Here is a 19,948-nt window from a genome sequence, read left to right as displayed (position 1 = left end):
ACTGGAGGCTCATATCAACGTTTTGCTTGCTTGCCTTTAACCAGCAAGTGACCTTCTAACATCGGCCAAAGTCTATTAACAAGTTTGTCTAGACTCGGTACTAACAAATACACCATCCCCACAAACAGAATAGAGCCAACAAGATCAATCGGTCGGTGCATTCCAAGCCACAATCGACTATAGGCGACGCCTATCGCCCACACACTGACGACAGCTACCAATCCATATTGTTTGTTTTGCCAAAATAGACCACCGAAAAATGCCAAACAAATCGCAGCGAAAATCGTGTGACCGGATGGGAAAGAGTAATCTTTTTCCCCTTGCCAATGGCGAGTACGCCAAGTCGTCACCTGCTGTGAGATTTGATTGATCACCTCTGCTTTTTGTACGGTATCTAGCTTGTAAAAATGAGCGGGTTGAGGGATCAAGAGTTGATGCGAAAGTAGCTCAGTATAAGGACGTGGACTTTCAGTAATATGCTTAAGTCCCGTTTTTGCCGCAAAACCAATCACTAAAATAATACCAAGCTGAACCAGTTTACTTAGAAACTGTGAGTTGGTACCCACTATCTTCCAAGTGGCTAATATAAGTAGGGAGAGAGTAATTAAGAATCCTTTCGAGCCTGCCGAATCTGTCAACAAGGTATAACCTAGCCCGGTTACATCAGATACTTCGCTCAATAAATCAATGTGGCTAACAAACAACGACATTGGTGCAACAACGAGTAAGAAAGCGACAAGCAACATCAAGCCTTCACGTTTGTTTTGAATGAAGTTTTTCACGATAGGGATTCACAACAGCTAGAAACGAAGCTGAATTTTAGTCGAGAAGGCGTGGAAAATTTATCAATACAATGTCAATTTAATGAAATTTCGTGTTGATTGACGACGTTACCCTCTATTTGTGTCCTTTACTCGCAACATACGTTGATCGGCAATATTCAATAAAGACTCCAAGGTTGTGTCGTTAAGCACTTTAGACGAAGCAATGCCAACACTGAATCCTAACTGATATAAGTGACTCGGGTCTTGATTAAACGCTTCGACTGCTTGTGTAAAGCGATCAATAGCGATGTGCGCGACCATTTCGGTGGTGCCCGACATTAAGACGACAAACTCATCTCCGCCCATGCGCGCGTAAACATCCGACTCTCTAAAAGATGACTGCAACAATTGCGTAAACTGCTTCAGTGCTTCGTCCCCCACTTGATGCCCGAATTGGTCATTCAGCAGCTTGAAATTGTCTAGGTCGAAATAGGCCAAAGAGACGGGGAAACCACCAAATCGGCAGTATTCGAGTAGCTTTTCTCCTAATGAAGAAAAACCTCGTCGATTAGATATTTGGGTCAATGGATCTGTGGTTGCTGTCACTCTGGTTGCTAACTCTTGCTCTACAATCTTAGCCAAATCGACAAGGTCGTTCACTTGCTCATGATTAAACTGGCGAGGCTTAGTATCAATCACACACAAGGTACCAAGCATAGAGTTATCATGGTGGACAAGAGGAACACCAGCGTAAAATCGCACGCCCGGCTCACCAACAACAAGAGGGTTATCTGCAAACCGCTCATCTTTCGTTGCATCAGAGATGATGAAAGGATCAGTGCCCAGGATAGCATGACCACAAAAAGAGACATCACGCGGTGTTTCTCGCGCATCAATCCCGTAGCAAGACTTAAACCATTGACGATCGCTATCGACAAGGCTCACGACAGCGATTGGCACATCGAACAATCTTTTAGCCAATCTAGTCACACGGTCAAAACGCTCTTCTGAATCGGTATCTAGAATTTCAAGCTGCTCAAGTTCATTGAGACGCTGAGCTTCATTATCTGGCTTATTGGGTACTTGCATTGGTCATCAAGAATTTTGCAAAAACATACTAAAAATCTTAGCAGTCAAGGATGAAGATGCCTGAAAGTTGACCAATAAATTTCAATTCATGCAGCTTGAGATAACAAATCTATCAACAAGAAAGACAGGGGGGCTTGAATACCAGATGCACTCAAGCCCTTAATTTTCATTTGGATTGGATTAGATTTTGACATCTAGCCCTTGCTGCCAAAATGCCACTTCCATGCGCGTTGCCGTTTTAAATACCTGAATCAGGTTCTGACCGCGTTGGCTGTTGATATCAATCTCTTCTAGCAATTGGTTAAAATGTTCTGAACCTTGTTCAACGCCAGACTGAAACTCTTCACCACCATACAACTCTATCCAGCTGCGGTATGGGTTGCCTTCTAGTTTAGTCGTATCGCTTTCACTCAAAGCCTTACCGATCACCGCGTAGCCAATCGAACAAGGAGCAAGCGCAGCATACAGCTCGACCAAATCGCCCGTCATTCCTGCATCAAGCACATAGCGAGTGTATGCCACCGTTCCAAAGTCTTCAGGCTCATTCTCTAAATCAGATTCTGTCAGGCCCCACTGACCACAGTAAGTCACATGGTGGCCAATTTCTGAATCAAGCAAAGCATGAACACTTGGCAAAGCGCGGCGCATATCTTCAAGGTTACGCGCTTTGTATATCGCCAAGGCATAAGCGCGAGCATATTGTTTTAAGAACAAAAAATCCTGCTTGAGATAGTGCAAAAAACAAGGCTGAGGCAAAGTGCCCAGTGCAAGTTGCTGTACAAAAGCATGCTCGGTGTACTCTTGCCAATCAGACTCACAAGCTTCGATGAGGTCTTGATACTTCATTAGTTAAACTCCGGTACGTAGTCCGCTGCTTTTGGCAGTGTCTCAATCAGATTTTGCGAGTACATAAACTCGGCGTAGTCATCATAACGGTTAAGGTCGACCGCAGATGGGCGCAGCGCAAAACGAGTTAAGGTATCATTCCAAGCACGTTGGTTAAGTTCATTATTCAAGGTATCTGGTGCGTAAGCGACAAACTGTTTCCAAGAGGCTTGCGGGTGGTTAACGATATAGGTCGTTGCTTGCTCCAACGCTTTGTTGAATGACTTGATGGCTTCAGCATCATGGGTTTTCGCATTAGCCACAAATACTAACTCATCGTAAGCAGGCACGCCGTGCTCCTCTGGGTAGAAGGCTTTCGCTTTGTAACCCTCTAGTTCAAGTTGGTTGGTTTCAAAGTTACGCAAACCGCCCCAAATCGCATCAACCTTGCCCGATGCTAATGATGTAGAGAGCGCCCAACCAACATTGATGATGTTCACATCTGAAAACTTCACACCTTCTTGGCCCAGCATAGTACCGATGGTGGCTTCTTCGTTGCCCGCAATCGCAATACCTATATTTTTGCCTTTTAGGTCAGCCAGATTGTCGTTCTTGCCGTTATCTAGCACCATCAAGGTGTTAAGTGGCGTTGCAATCAGTGTCGCTGAGCGAATCAGTGGTAAACCGGCAGCGACATCAATGGTCAAGCTGGGTTGGTAGGAAATCGCTAAATCGACTTTGCCCGCCGCGACAAGTTTTGGCGGCGTGCTTGGATCGGCAGGTTCTTGGATCTCGACTTCTATGCCTTGCTGTTTAAAGTAACCACGCTCTTTAGCAATGACGATTGGCCCATGGTTAGGGTTAACAAACCAATCGAGCATTAGAGTGAGCTTCTTCTCTTCTGCAATGGCATTCGCTGATAATAGTGAGGTGAGTAGTGCCACTGCACTGATTTTTTTGGTTATTTTCACGGAGTATCCTTTCTTTATTGATTTTCCCAAGGAATAAATTTTTTAAGTAGTTTGTCTGTAATGAAATAGAGAGAAACGGAAAGCAGAGCGAGGATGAATAATGCGGCGAACATTTCATCGATGATCATGCGTGCATTCGCTTGAAGCATTAGGTAGCCAAGACCCGCACTTGAACCGACCCACTCTCCGACTACAGCACCTATCGGTGCAATCACAACGGCAACTCGAATACCTGAGGCCAAAGTTGGCAGCGCAGCAGGGAGTTGTATGTGTCTTAATAGCTGCCATTTACTTGCTCCCATTGTCTTGGCGAGATCGAGATAACCCGTTGGTGTATTGCGCAAACCGTCATAGCAACAAGTGGTCACAGGAAAGAAGATAATGATTGCCGCCATCACCACCTTGGACGCGATGCCGTACCCAAGCCAAAGCATCAGTACAGGCGCAATGGCAAACACCGGGATTGCTTGGCTAGCAATAAGCATAGGTAATAGCCAACGTTTTAATGGTTTAAACAGCAGCATTTGCAGTGCAAAGATAAGCCCCATAGAGAGGCCAAGCAGTAAACCCAGTATGATTTCTTGCCCAGTAACAAGAGTGTGTTTCATGAGTACATCAAAACGTGAAATCAATCGCTCGAAGACATCTAGCGGAGCAGGCAAAATGAAGCTTGGTATATCAAACAAAACCACAACGCTGTGCCAAATGCCCAAAATCACCAACAGGCTAACCGTCATACGCACCATTGGATGTGTCACCTGAGCGTTGATTCTCTTATTAGGCAACGTAAGTTCTAGATTCGATACCTTACTCATAGTCTTGCTCCAACTTGTCTAGAATACTTCGCTGCAAAGCTGCACACTCACCATCTATCTCGCGCGGAGGCAGTGAGGCAGGAACGTCCAACGAGTGCGCATAGGCAGGTACACCCTGAAGCAAATAGAGCGCATCCGATAAACGTACTGCTTCTTGGGGATCGTGGGTAATCAGCACAACGGTTTTGCCCTTGAGTAACTTGGCTGACAAGGATTGCAACTTATGGCGCGTGACGGCATCTAGCGCTGAAAAAGGCTCATCCATTAGCACAACAGGCTTGTCTTGCATCAGTGTACGCGCAAGGGCAACACGCTGACGCATTCCCCCAGATAACTGAGCAGGCATACTATTAACATGGGCAGCTAACCCAACCTGTTCAAGCAACTGAAGTGCTTTGTCATGATCAACATTTTGCGCACCAAAGTTACGGCTTAACATAACGTTATCTATGACATTTAACCAAGGCAGTAATAGGTCTTGCTGGGCCATGTAGGCGATTTGCTCATGTAAGTCTTGCCCTTGGCTTAGCTTAAGGGTCCCCTTCCATTCCACTTTGCTATCAAGTAAACCCGCTAAATAGCGCAACAACGTGGTTTTGCCGCAGCCGCTTCGACCTAGCAGACTTGTCCACTTCCCAGCTGGGATGTGCATATCTAAGCCAGTTAGGGTCGGGGTTGGGCTATCGAGATAGCGAAGCTGTGACGCCTTAAGCTCTATCCCGATCGCTTTAGCGCACATTGGTGTGGCCACAGAAAAAGTGGTTCACTGGGCCATGACCTTGACCCACATCTAACTGATCGGCGTGCGCAATGGCTTGAGAGATATATTGCTTACCAAGATACACCGCTTTATGAAGACGGTTACCTTGAGCAAGGTATGAAGCAATGGCAGAAGAGAGGGTGCAACCTGTACCGTGCGTATTTTTGGTCGCGACACGTTTTGCGCTCAATAACTCACTGCTTTCTTGCTCAATAAGGAGATCATTACTGTTTTGGTCTTTCTCTAAGTGCCCACCTTTAAGCAGCACTGCTTTCGCCCCAAGCGTGCGTAATGACTCGATCATCGCCCCCATTTGCTCTTCATCTTGAGGAACCTCACCACCAATCAGTGCCGCCCCTTCAGGTAGGTTCGGGGTAATGAGATCCGCGAGTGGTAGCAGTTCTTGTTTGAGCGTTGAGATTGCCGATTGCTCTAGTAACAGATCACCGCTTGTTGCAACCATGACAGGATCAACCACGAGATGCTTAGGCTGATATTGACGTATTTTAGCCGCCACGACCTTAATGATTTCGGCATCAGCCAGCATACCAACCTTAACCGCGACGACATTCAAATCAGTGAATGCGGCATCGAGCTGGCTTTCAATATGCGCTAATGGAATCGGGTGAATGGCGGTCACGCCTCGGGTGTTTTGCGAAGTAATGGCTGTAATGACAGAGCACGCGTAACTGCCTGTCGCTGACATCGCTTTAATATCCGCTTGGATGCCTGCGCCGCCACCGCTGTCAGAGCCAGCAATGGTTAATACAATAGGTGTTGTGTCTTGTGAATGTGGCATAGATGCTCCTACTACAAGACGTATAGGAACTCTCGACCACGAAAAGAACGCTCATAAAGAGACTTACTATCGAATGCGAGTACACTAAACCCGAGAAATGGAATTAGTGTGCATAGTTCCCTACGTCAGTGCTAACTGAATCAGGTTCAACGGGTCTCGCTTCGCGATCTCAGCCCTTTCCCTATTGGGTAGGCTCCCCGACTATTTCCGCAGATGATAACAATAAAAGTAAATTTAGTGCATCACTTATTTGGTGCGATGCTACAAAAAACAAACAAAACATTAGCCCGCACATATGGTATTGATTGCTTATCTTTGTAACAGGATAAGTTTCTGAACTATAGTAACTTAGCTCACATGGAATTAAGGAGAGAGCTATGAGCCAGGAGGCACTACTATCTCGACTGAACGAGTTACCGAGAATCCAGAAGGTACTTCAAGAGCTTCTCGATATGGTCAACACAAGTGATGTCGACTTTAAAGAACTAGCGAATAAAATAGCAACGGATCAAGTTCTTAGCGCTAGATTGCTCCGTCTTGCCAATTCAGCTCATTTTGGAGGAAGCAAAAGCGTATCTTCGATAAATGAAGCCTTACTTCGAGTTGGAACAGGCCCCGTCAGAACATTAGTTGTCGCTTCAGTTCTCTCTAGTGCCTTCCCTAAAATTAAAACATTAGATATGGATAAATACTGGGAAGAAACGTTCGAAGTGTCGATTATTGCGAGCAAAATTGCCATTGAGACAGGCATGGATAGCAATGAAGTGTTCACAACGGGCGTATTACACAACATTGGCGAATTGATGATTCATACATTAGTTCCTGAGCAAGCAAAAACCATTGCAGAAAGAGCCGAAGCGGGTGAAAGTGCCATTGCGGTTCAGGAAGAAATATTAGATATCACAGCACCTACTCTTGGAGCAAAACTAGCCAAAACTTGGCGCTTCCCTGATGACATGGTCGACGCCATTGCAAATTTTGCGGAGCCACGAGATGCCGAGATTTCTCCTAAAATGGCCACCACTCTTCATTTGGCCCGTTCGATTCATCGCGACTGGGATCTGCTTGAAAGCGAAGAAGGCAAAGCTCGCTACCTTACCGAACACCCTGACTCTCGCTTGTTGCATATTTCAGCTGCCTTTGCACCAACAATCGACAAATATCGAGGTAATGGTCGTGACCTCGCCTCCCACTTAAACGCCGCATGAAACATAAGGTGAGCGTACGGCTCGCCTTTTTTCTATCAGAAATCTCTGTTATCGCATAAACTAATCTCGATAATTTTATGTTATGAGAAAGTACGATGATTAACCCTGTCTGGCTCAAAACCTTCGTTACCCTGCTCGATACAGGCCACTTTACCAAAACTGCTGAAAAGTTGTTTATGACTCAGCCTGGTGTTAGTCAACATATCAAAAAACTCGAGCAAGCTTGCGGCTATCCATTAATTGAAAGGCACAACAAAAGTTTTGAAGTTACAGAAGCTGGCCGTAGTGTTTACCAACATGCAATTCAGCTTGAGCGACAAGAGTCTGAACTGCTTAGTTCTTTAAACATGGAAGACCCTTTTTCAGGTGATGTTTCGCTGTCTTGTTCGGGTTCGCTGGCACTATTGCTCTACCCACATCTACTCAATTTACAATGTAAATACTCGCAGCTCATATCAAGACTAGAGGCCGCACCTCATCAAAAAATTGTTGCTGATGTCTTGTCTGGCGCAACAGACATTGGAATTGTGACGCAGGTTCCATCTGATTCTCGGTTTAGTTCAGAAGTTTTAGGCAATGAGCCGCTATGTTTAATGCTGCCCAAATCACGTGCATCCAAAAATTTAAGCCAAGAGATGCTAAAAGAAATCGGTCTAATCCAACACCCGGACGCGATTCATTACCTTTCGATTTACTTTGCTCAATGCGGGGAGTCTGAGCTGGAGAAAATGAATATCGATGATATTCCGGTCACAGGCTACATCAATCAGTTGAGCCAAATCTTGCTGCCTGTTGCCAATGGATTAGGATTTACCGTCTTGCCCAAAAGCGCACTCGATTCGTTTGCCAATAGTGAACGAATTTCTATCTTCGAACCAAGCAATGAAGTGGTAGAAACCTTGTATTTCTTGACTAAAAAACATCGCCAGCAACCGAAACGCTTTGAAACTATTAAAAACGAAGTGGTGCAACATTTTCAGCAGTAAAATGTACGCTCGTTAGCCAAAACTGATCGTGGTTTCTAACTCTTCAATCGAAGCGCCACCACTATCGCCAACAAGCACAATCGTCACAGCAAAGCGATTACCGTCTGTCGAACGTAAGAAGAAGGTTTCAATCTTTCTTTCCCCCATCACTAAGTACTGGGTTTTAATGCTATAGACCGAATAATCCCAGTGACCGGACTCGTCAATAACTAAAGAGCCTAATGTGCCAACCTTTGCAGTGACACTCTTAGGGTTGAAACGAATGCGACGACGGTTTTCTCCACTTATCGAGAACATACCGGAGTCAAACAGCAATGGGGAGAAGTCACGCTGTACCATTGATAGTAGGCTCGCATCGCCCGACGGTGCACCAAAAGAGTTCGCCATATGGGTGTTATTGGTCATTTGGTTTAGGTAAGCCATAACGTGCTCCTTAAGATATCTAGACTCAACCAATGTGAGCGTTCATATCTTCTACCAACGCAATGTGCATGCCAAAACAGAAATACTCAACAAGGTGTATATAACTTCGTATTTTCAAATAGATAATATTTCCGCAAAAAGTTCGCTATCTGCATTCTCAAAATGGGAAGCAAAACAAGAGTTATAGAGCCAAAATGAAAATATCATTCTCACATTGAATTTCACCGTCTAAAACTAAAAAGAGGAGCTCATTGCTCCCCCTGTAATTATTTTGACTGATAGTAAAGATCATTATTCTATGTCTCGACTTGGAGGACTTTTAGTTGTTCGACTAATGCAGTCACGATCGCATCATCGGTCGCACCTGCGCCTAATCCGAGTTCGCTATACCCCATATCATTGATCTTAATGTTGGTTTGTCCGCCGTTCTCATCGATAACTTCTAACAAGGTGTATGCGTCATCATTAGGATCGTTGATATCATCGACAACAGAAGCGTCTATGCTCGCAAATAAATCATTCATGCTCGGTGCATCCGGAAGTAGGTCTGACAAATCGATGATGTCATCACTGACTGAAAAATCCGCCAAGGTGTCTTGGGTTGGGTTCAATGCCGTGCCTGCATTCTCACTCAGCATGACAAAGGTATCTTCGCCCAGTCCGCCCAACAAGATGTCGTCACTAGCGCTGCCGGTTAAGGTATCGTCCCCTTCATGCCCATAGGTTTGAGAGATAGTGATCGCTTGGTCACTGACTAAGGCGCTCAGCAACTCTGCTTGAGTCATACCGGAAGTATCTTCACTGGCCAGCTCGCTGATCAGTACATCTTGCAAGGTAATGGTTTGAACCAAATCTTGATTGCTATCGAACAAGCTAATTTGCGTATCAGTTCCAACCTCATCAATGTTCACTTGCTGTGCTACTGAGACCGATTGCCAAACATCGTTAGCATTGACGAAACCTGATAGGTCAATAATGTCTTCGCCTGCATCAAAGTCTTTCACGTAATCAGTACCTGGCTGCGCCGATGTACCTACCGTAGAATCACTCCAAGCGAAGCTGTCTGTTTGCCCTGTATCAGAACCGTCATTTGGGCCGCCCCAAAACCATTCATCTGCGCTGCTCGCTTGTAGCAAGTCAAAGCCGATGCCACCTTGTTGAGCCATATTCCCAATCACCGTAATCGCAATCACTTGCTGCGTGGTTTTTACACCATCCGATACTTGTACAGTGAACTCGTCAGTATCTGTGGCACTAGCGACTAAGTCATTGGTTGAGCCAGGAGTAAGTTGATAGTCCCATTCACCCGTTGTTGGATTAAAGCTCAACGTACCGTAGTGACCGACTGAGTTACTTACTAACTGCCATGTAAGATCGCCCGTGTCAGTTTCGGTGTCTGTCGCGGCAAGCTGCCCAGAGGTTTGATTGAGGTAATCTTCTTGAACCTGACCTGCCGCCGAACCGGTAATTACAGGCAAGTCATCGGTACCTTGAATGTTGACGGTTAGCACTTGAGTAATCACACCACCATTGTCATCATCAATGGTCACGGTAAAGGTATCACTCACCAACTCATCTTTAAGCAATAACCCTGCAGCAACATTCAGGGTGTAGTTCCATACACCGGTAGTGCGGTCAATCGTCATTTCACCAAAGCTGCTGGTCAGCACTTGCACATCTCCGGTCAAGGCGAAGGTGTGCGTATCACTGGTGTCTTCATCGTCTGTCACAATACTGCCACTTGCCGATGTAATCGTACTGTCAGCATTGATGGTTTCGGTCAGTGTACTGCTTGAGGTAACGACACTCGGTGCGCCATTGGTACCCGTCACTTCAAACTCAACCACTTGAGTGTCTGTTTCATCCAGCTCATCCATCACTTGAATGGTGTAGCTGAGCATTAGGGTTTCGCCCGCCGCTAAGGATTGAATATCAGCATGAGTATTATTTAGCTCGAAGTCCCATGCACCGGTAGTCTGATTCACCGTTAGCGTGCCTCGGGTATCCGAACTGATCACTGACCAAGAATGAGGGTCTGAGTTATCAGGGTCGCCACTATCAAACGTACCAGAAAGGGTTGACAGTGTATCTTCTGTCACTTCTTGAGTCGCAATGGCAACAATATCAGGCGCGTCATTAGTACCGTTAATGGTGATGGTGATGTCTACGATATTGGACTCACCATTTTCACCATCAATAGCTTTGACTTGAATCGTATCGGTGGTGCTTTCCCCTACTGCCAACGCATTGACTGCGGGGGCGGTATCATCGACCATATAGGTCCACTCACCTTGAGCGTTCACTTGTAGCGTACCTAAGTTACCATTAGAGACGATGGTGAAGGTTGCACTGTCTCCCACATCAGCATCGCTGACCACCAACTTACCTGATGCGCTGCTACCCGAAGCTTCTTGCACTATGCCTTGAACATCACCGGATAACACCGGCACATCATTAGAACCAGTGACAGTAACCGTCACCACTTGGCTCACTTCCGCACCCAAATCGTCGGTAGCGAACACGGTAAAGCTTTCAGTCACCACCTCATTTTCAGCAAGGGCTTGGATATGTGGCTTATCATTGTAGATGGTGTAACTCCACTCACCGGTCGCATCAATAATAAATAAACCATAAGTACCATTGAGTGACTTGGCATCAAAGGTCACGGTATCTCCAATATCGACATCATCACCAATGAGCTGTTTGCTTTGAGTAAGCACACCATCTTCACTTAATGCGGCACTGGCATCACCGCTGATGGTTGGAGCATCATTCACCCCGTTGATGGTAATGACAATGTCTTTTTCAGATATTAAGCCAAAGCTATCGGCCACTTTAACGGTGATGGTTTCAGTGAATGGCGCTGAATCTCGGCCATTGAGCTCAATAAGATCGTTCCTAGTCGTATCTAGCTCATAACTCCATTCTCCCGATACGCCATCCCACATAAAGCTAAAGGCACCATACTGGGGAGGATTCTCAATGATCCAACTGTGGCTATCATTGGTATCGACATCACCCGGTTGCACTGTACCTGACAGGGGCGAGGTATTATCGGCATTGATGGACTCAGCTAAATCGCCGGTAATGTTTGGCGCATCATTGCTGCCCTGAACATCCACGGTAAATTCCATCAACTGCGGTTGGCCACTACCATTAACAACGGTTTTACCATGCTCATCGACGACATAAAGCGTAAAGGTATCTTGCACCGTTTCACCAGTTTGCAGGGACTGAACCGCATTACTGCTGTTGTTTAAGGTGTAAACCCAGTTACCACTCGTATCCACGCTGATGCTGCCGTATTGACCCGAGCCATCGACTAAGGTCCAGGTTGGGTTGTCGCCTAAGTCTGTTGGTGCCGCTAACGACCCCGAAGCGGTATAAACGCCGTCATCACTACCATCTTGATCATCCACATCCTCTGTCATGGTGAGCGTTTCAATCACAGGGTCCACAACCACTACATCTTCACCCACGCCTGTTACTTGTAAGGTAATGGTTCGTGTATCAGTCGCAAGCTCGCTATCAGTAACCGTCACGATAAAGGTTTCAGTGGCCGTTTCTCCATGAGCAAGATTGTTAACCGCAGCGTTATCGGCCAATACGTAGACCCACTCACCGCTGTCTGCATCAAGTGTTAAGTTGCCGTAAGTGCCTGATGCTGGGGTCGTTGGATCCAGCGACCATGTATGCGTGTCACCGTTATCTGGATCATCAACACCAAGCACACCGGATGCTTGCGGAGAGACTTCATCGGTCACTTCACCCACCTGAACAGTCACGCCCGGCGCAGGTTCAGTGATTGGAGAATCGGTAAAGGTGATCACTGGGTCATCGTTTGTCCCCTCAATCACGACTTCCATGGTGTAGTAGCCTTGATTGGTGTCAATGCGCCATGTTTCGGTGACTTCCTGCCCTTCAGATAAGCTTTGGACTAAGTCAGAGCTGTTATCAAGCGTGTATTGCCACTGACGGCCTGCGACTCCCGTTTGACCAGAACCATCAATCAAGGTACCAAAGATGCCACCCGAGATTGGGGAAACACCAGTGATGTTATTGTTTCCCGGTAAAACTGGCACCATGCCATCTGTCACAGTGGTGACATCTTCGATAAGGGTCGTCGATAAATCGCCCAGATCGGTACCAGCGCCGCTGCCACCACCTCCAGAGCCGTTTTCATCTTGACCATAGACATCAATAGTGATCTGGTGCCACTCTGAGACACCACCATCATTGTCGGTTGCAGAGACATAAAAAGTTTCTTGGGCGATATCACCGAGGTTCAGTGCTTGAGTGTCTGGATCGCTATTGTTGAGTAGATATACCCACTGGCCATTATTGCCAAGAGTTAGAATACCGTATGTACCAACGCCATAGTCGGCGTCACCTGGATCAGTGCCATTTTCAATCGTCCAACTGACTACAGAGCTGTCTTTGTCGACATCCGAAGAGGTTAACTGCCCACTGGTAGAGCTGAAATCGATCGCACCAAAGTTAGCACCATCTTCAATCACACTACCTGAGCTATCCCCAGTGATGACAGGCACATCATTAGTCCCTTCAATGTTGATGGTGACGTATTGGGTGATTACGCCGCCAAAGTCATCTTCTGCAATCACAGTGAAGACTTCTGATACTACTTCTTCACGCTTCATCGCATCCAGTGAATCTGGGTAGGCCGTAAAGCTCCATTCACCCGCTTGGTTAATATCAAACTGACCAAAATTACCTTGGTAGCTATTGGCGATGAAGCTTGGGGTATCGGCATCGTCTATGTCTGACAAGGTCATCACACCCGTGATAGATTGAGCGACTTGGTCTTCGACAAATGTCCCAGCAATATCACCAGACACCGTTGGCAGATCATTGGTGCCACGAATGGTGATCACCACATCACGGCTGTCGGTCTCACCATAGCTATCGGCCACTTCAACGGTGAAGTTTTCTTGCAAGGTTTGATTTGGATTGAGCTCTTGGATCTCGTCGAGCGCATTGTTGAGTGAGTAGACCCAAGCGCCGCTAGAAGTCATGGTAAAGCTGCCGTAATTGCCGACTAGATTGCTCGGTGACCATAAGTGAGTATCGTGAGCGTCTGGATCACCATCTTGCAGTTGACCACTGAAGCTGGCGGTATCTTCTCGGATGGTTTTCGCTATATCCCCTTTGATGCTAGGGCCGTCATTGTTGCCTTTGATATCAATGGTGAAATCTTTAATAGACACTTCGCCAAATCGGTCGACAACTTTGATTTGCACCGTATCTTGCAGAAGATCGCCCTTATCAAGTCGATTGACGGCATTGTTGCCATTATCGAGGGTGTAAATCCATCCGCCAGCTGAATCGAGTACAAAATTGCCATAGCTGCCGTTTGAAATAACGCTCCAAAGCGCTGAGTCGCCAACATCAGGATCACCCGAGCCAAAGGTACCACTGATGGTATTTGGCACATCATCTTCAACAATGGTAGGCGTATCGCCCAATACGATATCAGGTGTGGTGTTAACACCAGCCACCGAAATATCCACCGTGATGCTTTCTGTCGCGCCATTGATATCCGTTACTTCAACCTCGAATGTGTCGACTTCTGTTGTGCCAGGTGGGATCGATTGTGTACTCCAACGGGTGCTATCGAGTTGGTATAACCATTGGCCGTTATCATCAACCGTTAAGGTGCCGTAAAGGCCACTCGCCTCGCCGTTAATATCTTCGCCAACCACTTTCCAGCTATGTGCATCGTTGGTATCGATATCAAGGGCTAGTAGCTTACCTGTTGCGCTACTTTTCGCTGGCGTATCTTCAATCACACTGCCGGTTGTGCCACCAGTAATGCTTGGCGTGTCATTGCTACCTTCAATCGTGATGGTGATGGTTTCAGTGTCTGAAGCATTGTTGGAGGATTTGTTGTCATTGGTGTCATCAGTGACCGTGACCAAGAAGGTTTCGGTTAGAGTTTCTCCTGGAAGCAAGGCTTGAACCGCCGAGTGACCATTGGCTAAGGTGTAAGTCCACTCACCATTAGCATCAATTTGCAGCGAACCGTATTGGCCTTGATTGGTTTGCAGTGACCAAACATGGTCATCCAATCCATCAACATCATTGTGATTCAGTTGACCTGAAGTGGTCGCTGGCAATGCATCATCTTCGGTCACCGTGCCCACTAGTACACCATCAATTTCTGGTGCATCGTTGCGCCCCTTAACCGTAACAACCACTTGCTTGGTATCCACTTGATTATGTTTATCAACCACTTGGATGGTGAAATACTCTTTGACGTTTTGATTAAGCGAGAGAGCTTGGGTGTTGGCTGCTTGCGTAGCATTAGTGTCTAAGGTGTAAGTCCACACGCCATTTTGATTGATAGTCAGGGAACCAAATTGTCCATCAGGGTCGCCAACAATCGACCAAGTGTGTACCTCGTTAACGTCAGGGTCGCCAGTATTTAAAGTACCACTTCGAACGCCGCTACCATCGTCTTCCCAGATAGTTCGAGTTGAACGACCTGAAATATTCGGCGCATCATTTTGACCAAGAATGTCGATATCTATTTCAAAGCTGTCAGTGCCACCATTACCATCGTTGACGATAGCCGTGAACGTTTGTTCTTCGTAGAGTTCTCCGTGTTCAAACGACTGAGTCAAACTAGGATCGAGTGTGTATTCCCACTCACCGTTTTGGTTGATGGTGATGCTGCCGTAGCTGCCTTGGCCATTACCTTGAATTGACCAAGTGTGAGTATCCGTCACATCAGTATCATCAACACTGAGCACACCATCGGCCACCAGCATTAAGTCTTCTACAGTGTTGCCGCTGTCATCACCACTGATCACAGGATCATCGTTGGTACCTTCAATGGTAATGACGATATTTTGTTGCGATGTTCCCCCTAATCCATCATCCACCTCAACCACAAAGGTTTCTTGTACTTCTTGACCTTCAGCCAGTGGTTGTGCGGCATTATTATCAAGGGTGTAAGTCCATTCCCCCGTTTGGTCATCGATTGATATTGAACCGTAGGTCGAATACGTTTCTCCGACTAGAGCCCAAGTATGCGTTGCGCCGTTATCGATATCGACTGGGGTAAGCGTACCTGTGGTTTGTAGAGTCGTTTCCTCTTTCACCTCACCCGTAAGATCTCCCAACATAGCAGGAATATCATTGGTGCCGACAATGGTGACAGTCACGGTATGCTCTGTGCCATCGAGCGACTCTACGATAAAGGTTTCAACCTTAGTTTCACCCTCTGCCAAGTATTGAACATCCGCATTATCAACCGTGTAGGTCCAATCACCATCTTGGGTAATGTCTAAGCTACCTAGAGCACCTGCACTGGTGATGCCTGTGGCTGCAACGAAAAGTTCTTCGTCTGCACCATCGACATCAGAAATTCGCAGTGAACCAGTATCAATAAGCTCTGGGGTGGATTCATCTTCGGTCACGGCGCCAACATCGTCACCTGAGATCACTGCAGCATCGTTGACGCCAGTAATAGTCACAGTAATGGTGTGCTCGGTACCATCGAGCGACTCAACCGTGAAAGTTTCGACTTTGGTTTCGCCTTCGCCAAGGTATTGCACGTCAGCGTTATCAACTTGGTAGTCCCAGTTGCCTGAATCATCAATGGTCAGAGAACCCAATGCACCCGCAGATGCAACTACACTGCTTGGTTTAAATTCAGCTTCACCGCTATCAGCATCTGAAATGGTTAAGGTGCCAGAGTCAGTAAGGAGTGGCGTATCATCATCTTCCGTTACGGCACCTACATCATCACCGGCAATTTCGGCGCTGTCGTTGACACCAATGATAGTCACAGTGATGGTTTGTTCAGTTCCATCTAACGATTCAACCGTGAAAGTTTCGACTTTAGTTTCACCTTCCGCCAAATATTGCACATCGGCATTATCAACTTGGTATTCCCAGTTACCTGAATCATCTATGGTGAGTGAACCTAATGCGCCCGCAGACGCTACTACACTACTTGGTTTAAATTCAGCTTCACCAGTATCGGCATCCGAAATAGTTAACGTACCAGAGTCAGTCAGAAGTGGATTACTGTCATCTTCCGTTACTTCGCCGGTATCAACGCCAGCGATCACTGCGCTGTCGTTTACGCCAGTAATGGTCACGGTAATGATGTGCTGCGTGCCATCAAGGGACTCAACGGTAAAGGTTTCTGCTTTGGTTTCGCCATCGCCCAGATATTGCACTGAATCATTGGCAACGACGTAGTCCCAATTGCCCGATTCATCGATGGTTAACGCCCCAAGCGCCCCTGCTGATGCAACCACACTGGTCGGTTTAAATTCTGCTTCGCCGGTATCGGCATCTGAAATGGTTAAGGTGCCTGAATCGGTCAGAAGTGGCGTATCTTCATCTTCAGTTACAGCTCCAACATCATCACCAGAAATTTCCGCACTGTCGTTGACGCCAGTAATGGTGACGGTAATCGTGTGCTCTGTGCCATCAAGGGATTCAATAGTGAAGGTTTCTACTTTAGTTTCACCCTCGCCAAGGTATTGCACGTCGGCGTTATCAACTTGGTAGTCCCAGTTGCCTGCCCCATCAATAGTCAAAGAACCCAATGCGCCCGCAGAGGCAACCGCGCTGCTTGGTTTAAACTCTGCTTCACCACTATCGGCATCCGAAATGGTTAAGGTGCCAGAGTCTGTAAGAAGTGGCGTATCATCGTCTTCGGTGACAGCACCAACATCATCGCCGGCGATTTCTGCACTGTCGTTGACGCCAATAATGGTGACGGTCACGGTATGCTCTGTGCCATCGAGCGATTCTACGGTAAAGGTTTCAACCTTAGTTTCACCTTCTGCCAAGTATTGAACATCCGCATTATCAACCGTGTAGGTCCAATCACCATCTTGGGTAATGTCTAAGCTACCTAATGCGCCTGCACTGGTGATGCCTGTAGCAGCCACGATAAGTTCTTCATCTTCACCATCGACATCAGAAATTCGTAGTGAGCCTGTATCAGTAAGCTGTGGGGTGGATTCATCTTCAGTGACGGTGCCAACATCGTCACCAGTAATTTCCGCGGCGTCATTGGTACCAATGATTTGAATGGTGATCGGGTGTGAATTGCCATCAATGGATTCAACCGTGTAAACCTGGGTGATGGTTTCCCCTTCACCCAAGTATTGAATTGAGCTGTTTTCTAACTCGAAATTCCATTGGCCATTTTCATCAATAGTCAGCGTGCCGATCGCATCTTCCGGAGTAGTCAAAGACGCAGGGACAAATAGCTCTTCGTCTGCGCCGTCCACATCACTGATGGTCAATGTGCCAGATTCCGTTAACAGCGGTGTAGATTCATCTTCTTTAACACTGCCTGTATCTTGGCCTGCTATCACTGCAGCATCGTTTACACCGATAATGGTTACCGTCACGGTGTGCTCCGTGCCATCAACCGAACTCACGGTGAAAATCTCTTGTTTGGTTTCCCCTTCACCTAAGTATTGAACGTCTGCGTTGTCGACGCTGTATTGCCATAGGCCGGCTTTATCAATCTCAAGCTGTCCCAGAACACCCGCGGCTGGTACGACGCTGTTGGTATCAAATGCTTCTTCTTGCTCACCATCAACATCAGTAACAGTCAATTGACCAGAGTCTGTTAACTTTACCCCTTGCGAATCCTCCACTACCTGACCGAAATCGACCCCTGCAATCACTCCCGCATCATTGATACCGGTAACGGTGATGGTCACGGTTTGAAGTTCACTGTCTAACCCGCCATCGTCTGTAACGGAGTATAGGAAAGAGACTTGGGTGGTATCACCTTCTGATAAGAAATCGAAATCGGTTCCGGTTTCAAAAACAAAGGAACCGTCAGAATTGACCGTGACGCCACCGAGCTCCGGATTTGCGACTAATTGGTAAGACGCGATGGTGCCATCAACATCTTCCCCTTGAGGTAATCGCCCTTCTAATCTCTGGTTTTCAATAACAGTTTCAACACTGTCAAAAGCGACGGGAGCATCATTAAGTGGCTGGAGCAATATCTGTATACTAGCTTGCTGAACACTATTAAATGCTCCTACACCATCATCAACACTATATGAGAATAAACCAGCTACATCGCCCTCCCGGCACTCCTCTGGTGCATGAAAACAGATGTTTTCGAGTTGTTCTATAGTCAGCGTTTCTCCAATAATGATTGGAGTTCCATCAAAATGAGATATAAAACCTTTGGTTGGCAGCTCTGTGACCGTGATGCTCAATACCTCTCCATTCACATCAAACGGAATTAGTGGAGAAACAAGATTAAACCCTGATTCCTCAGTAAACGTTCTCTGCTCATTGAATACTTGCGGCGATTGATTGGTCGCTTTATATGCCGGGTCATCAAACAAAGAGACTCTCTGCTTTTCTCCTTGTTCTTTATCTAGCCCTCGTGTTTCAAACTCTGTTTTAGCAAGCTTTTCAACCCCCTCTCTTTCTATCGATTGAGACAAGGTAAGACTTGCGCCATTGCTTCCCCCTGCGGCTGGTGAAAACTCACTCAATGCTGTGGGGTCCAAGCCTTGTTCCAGTAAGCGAGTCACATCTTCGACCTCAGAGACAAAAGGGGGGCTTGGCTCTGGGCTCTCAACTAATGCTTTTCTCAACTCGGGCAGGCTATCTAAGTCCGACTGTGTTATGACAATCTCTTCTGGTCGTGGTGGGAGCCCCAAAGGAAGCACTCTAACGTTGCCATCTTTATCAACCGCTATCTGCGCACCTTCAGGAAGGGAAAGTGATTGCTTCATAACTGGCTCCTTAGTCGTCTTGGATAAGTCCTGCCACCAGCATTAACTTAGTGGAACAAGGCATGGACACTAGCTATCGCAAGTTATGAGCCAGTTTTTTTACCTGATACCGACAGACAATAAGCCTATATTTTTCAAAGCATTAAATAGTTTTTGTAAATTCAGGGGAAACTATTGTCAGATAGACAATCAAATTGAAAACAAAAAGTAGAAACTAAAAAAGGAGCCTATGGCTCCTTTTTTTCTGGTGATATCTTTCGTTATGCTTCGAGTACGTCTTCGCCAGACATTTCTGAAATCAGCAATAAATCATCTTCATCGAGCTTCATACCCAAGACTGGTAGACCGTGCTGAACTACCCAGCAGAAGAAGAATACGAATACGCCTAAAGCGACCAAACCTAGTGATAACATAGCCAAACCTCCTCCTTGGTTATCAAAACAGTATCGATAACTTGAAGATGCGACTACTTGAGAGGGATAAAGCAAAAGGCCTTTGAAAATACTTAGTTCTTATACGTTTTTCGATGCACTCTTAACGACGGATTCGTT

12 protein-coding genes and 1 riboswitch are annotated in these 19,948 nt (G+C 46.5%); of the genes, 2 read left to right on the top strand and 10 right to left on the bottom strand.

The features are described 5' to 3' along the window. Window positions 1–14: 14 nt before the first annotated feature. From AC6R00_RS07955 to thiD, 7 genes are all read right to left on the bottom strand, one after another. On the bottom strand, window positions 15–782 hold the full coding sequence (locus AC6R00_RS07955) for a phosphatase PAP2 family protein (RefSeq protein ID WP_500639964.1): 768 nt from the start codon (window positions 780–782) through the stop codon (window positions 15–17). Window positions 783–890: 108 nt separating this feature from the next. Further along, window positions 891–1,853 (bottom strand): sensor domain-containing diguanylate cyclase, encoded by a 963-nt coding sequence (locus AC6R00_RS07950; RefSeq protein ID WP_500639963.1) that lies wholly within the window; start codon window positions 1,851–1,853, stop codon window positions 891–893. A gap of 180 nt (window positions 1,854–2,033) precedes the next feature. Continuing rightward, a complete protein-coding gene (gene tenA, locus AC6R00_RS07945; protein WP_500639962.1) occupies window positions 2,034–2,699 on the bottom strand; it encodes a thiaminase II in 666 nt (221 codons plus the stop codon). Then, window positions 2,699–3,649 (bottom strand): ABC transporter substrate-binding protein, encoded by a 951-nt coding sequence (locus AC6R00_RS07940; RefSeq protein WP_500639961.1) that lies wholly within the window; start codon window positions 3,647–3,649, stop codon window positions 2,699–2,701. The genes tenA and AC6R00_RS07940 overlap by 1 nt, the downstream gene beginning before the upstream one ends. A 14-nt stretch (window positions 3,650–3,663) precedes the next feature. Continuing rightward, entirely contained in the window at window positions 3,664–4,464 is an 801-nt protein-coding gene (locus AC6R00_RS07935) for an ABC transporter permease (RefSeq protein ID WP_500639960.1), read from the bottom strand. Further along, the gene (locus AC6R00_RS07930; protein ID WP_500639959.1) at window positions 4,457–5,203 is read right to left on the bottom strand and encodes an ABC transporter ATP-binding protein; all 747 of its coding nucleotides are present in this window, start codon (window positions 5,201–5,203) and stop codon (window positions 4,457–4,459) included. The genes AC6R00_RS07935 and AC6R00_RS07930 overlap by 8 nt, the downstream gene beginning before the upstream one ends. Then, complete coding sequence (gene thiD, locus AC6R00_RS07925; protein ID WP_500639958.1) at window positions 5,193–6,023, bottom strand: bifunctional hydroxymethylpyrimidine kinase/phosphomethylpyrimidine kinase; 831 nt, start codon at window positions 6,021–6,023, stop codon at window positions 5,193–5,195. The genes AC6R00_RS07930 and thiD overlap by 11 nt, the downstream gene beginning before the upstream one ends. A gap of 100 nt (window positions 6,024–6,123) precedes the next feature. Next, a riboswitch (TPP riboswitch) is annotated at window positions 6,124–6,233 on the bottom strand. Between the two features lie 167 nt (window positions 6,234–6,400). On the opposite strand from thiD, the gene AC6R00_RS07920 reads away from it, so the two are divergent. Together AC6R00_RS07920 and AC6R00_RS07915 are read left to right on the top strand one after the other, a co-directional pair. Further along, window positions 6,401–7,231: an HDOD domain-containing protein gene (locus AC6R00_RS07920; protein ID WP_500639957.1), complete on the top strand. Its 831-nt coding sequence runs from the start codon at window positions 6,401–6,403 to the stop codon at window positions 7,229–7,231. 95 nt (window positions 7,232–7,326) lie between these two features. Beyond that, window positions 7,327–8,217 carry a LysR family transcriptional regulator gene (locus tag AC6R00_RS07915; RefSeq protein WP_500639956.1) on the top strand — a complete coding sequence of 297 codons (891 nt, stop codon included), beginning with the start codon at window positions 7,327–7,329 and terminating at the stop codon, window positions 8,215–8,217. A gap of 12 nt (window positions 8,218–8,229) precedes the next feature. Here the strand turns inward: AC6R00_RS07915 and AC6R00_RS07910 are convergent, their stop codons facing one another. From AC6R00_RS07910 to AC6R00_RS07900, 3 genes are all read right to left on the bottom strand, one after another. Beyond that, window positions 8,230–8,640 carry a VCBS domain-containing protein gene (locus AC6R00_RS07910; protein ID WP_500639955.1) on the bottom strand — a complete coding sequence of 137 codons (411 nt, stop codon included), beginning with the start codon at window positions 8,638–8,640 and terminating at the stop codon, window positions 8,230–8,232. 296 nt (window positions 8,641–8,936) lie between these two features. Continuing rightward, entirely contained in the window at window positions 8,937–19,397 is a 10,461-nt protein-coding gene (locus AC6R00_RS07905; protein WP_500639954.1) for a VCBS domain-containing protein, read from the bottom strand. A gap of 260 nt (window positions 19,398–19,657) precedes the next feature. Beyond that, complete coding sequence (locus AC6R00_RS07900; RefSeq protein WP_154662709.1) at window positions 19,658–19,816, bottom strand: hypothetical protein; 159 nt, start codon at window positions 19,814–19,816, stop codon at window positions 19,658–19,660. Window positions 19,817–19,948: the final 132 nt, after the last annotated feature.

It is taken from the genome of Vibrio sp. R10-SF1-ISO8 (genome assembly GCF_059833805.1).
The sequence above is the reverse complement of the archived record's forward strand: the minus strand, read 5'-3'. Positions and strand labels throughout refer to the sequence as shown.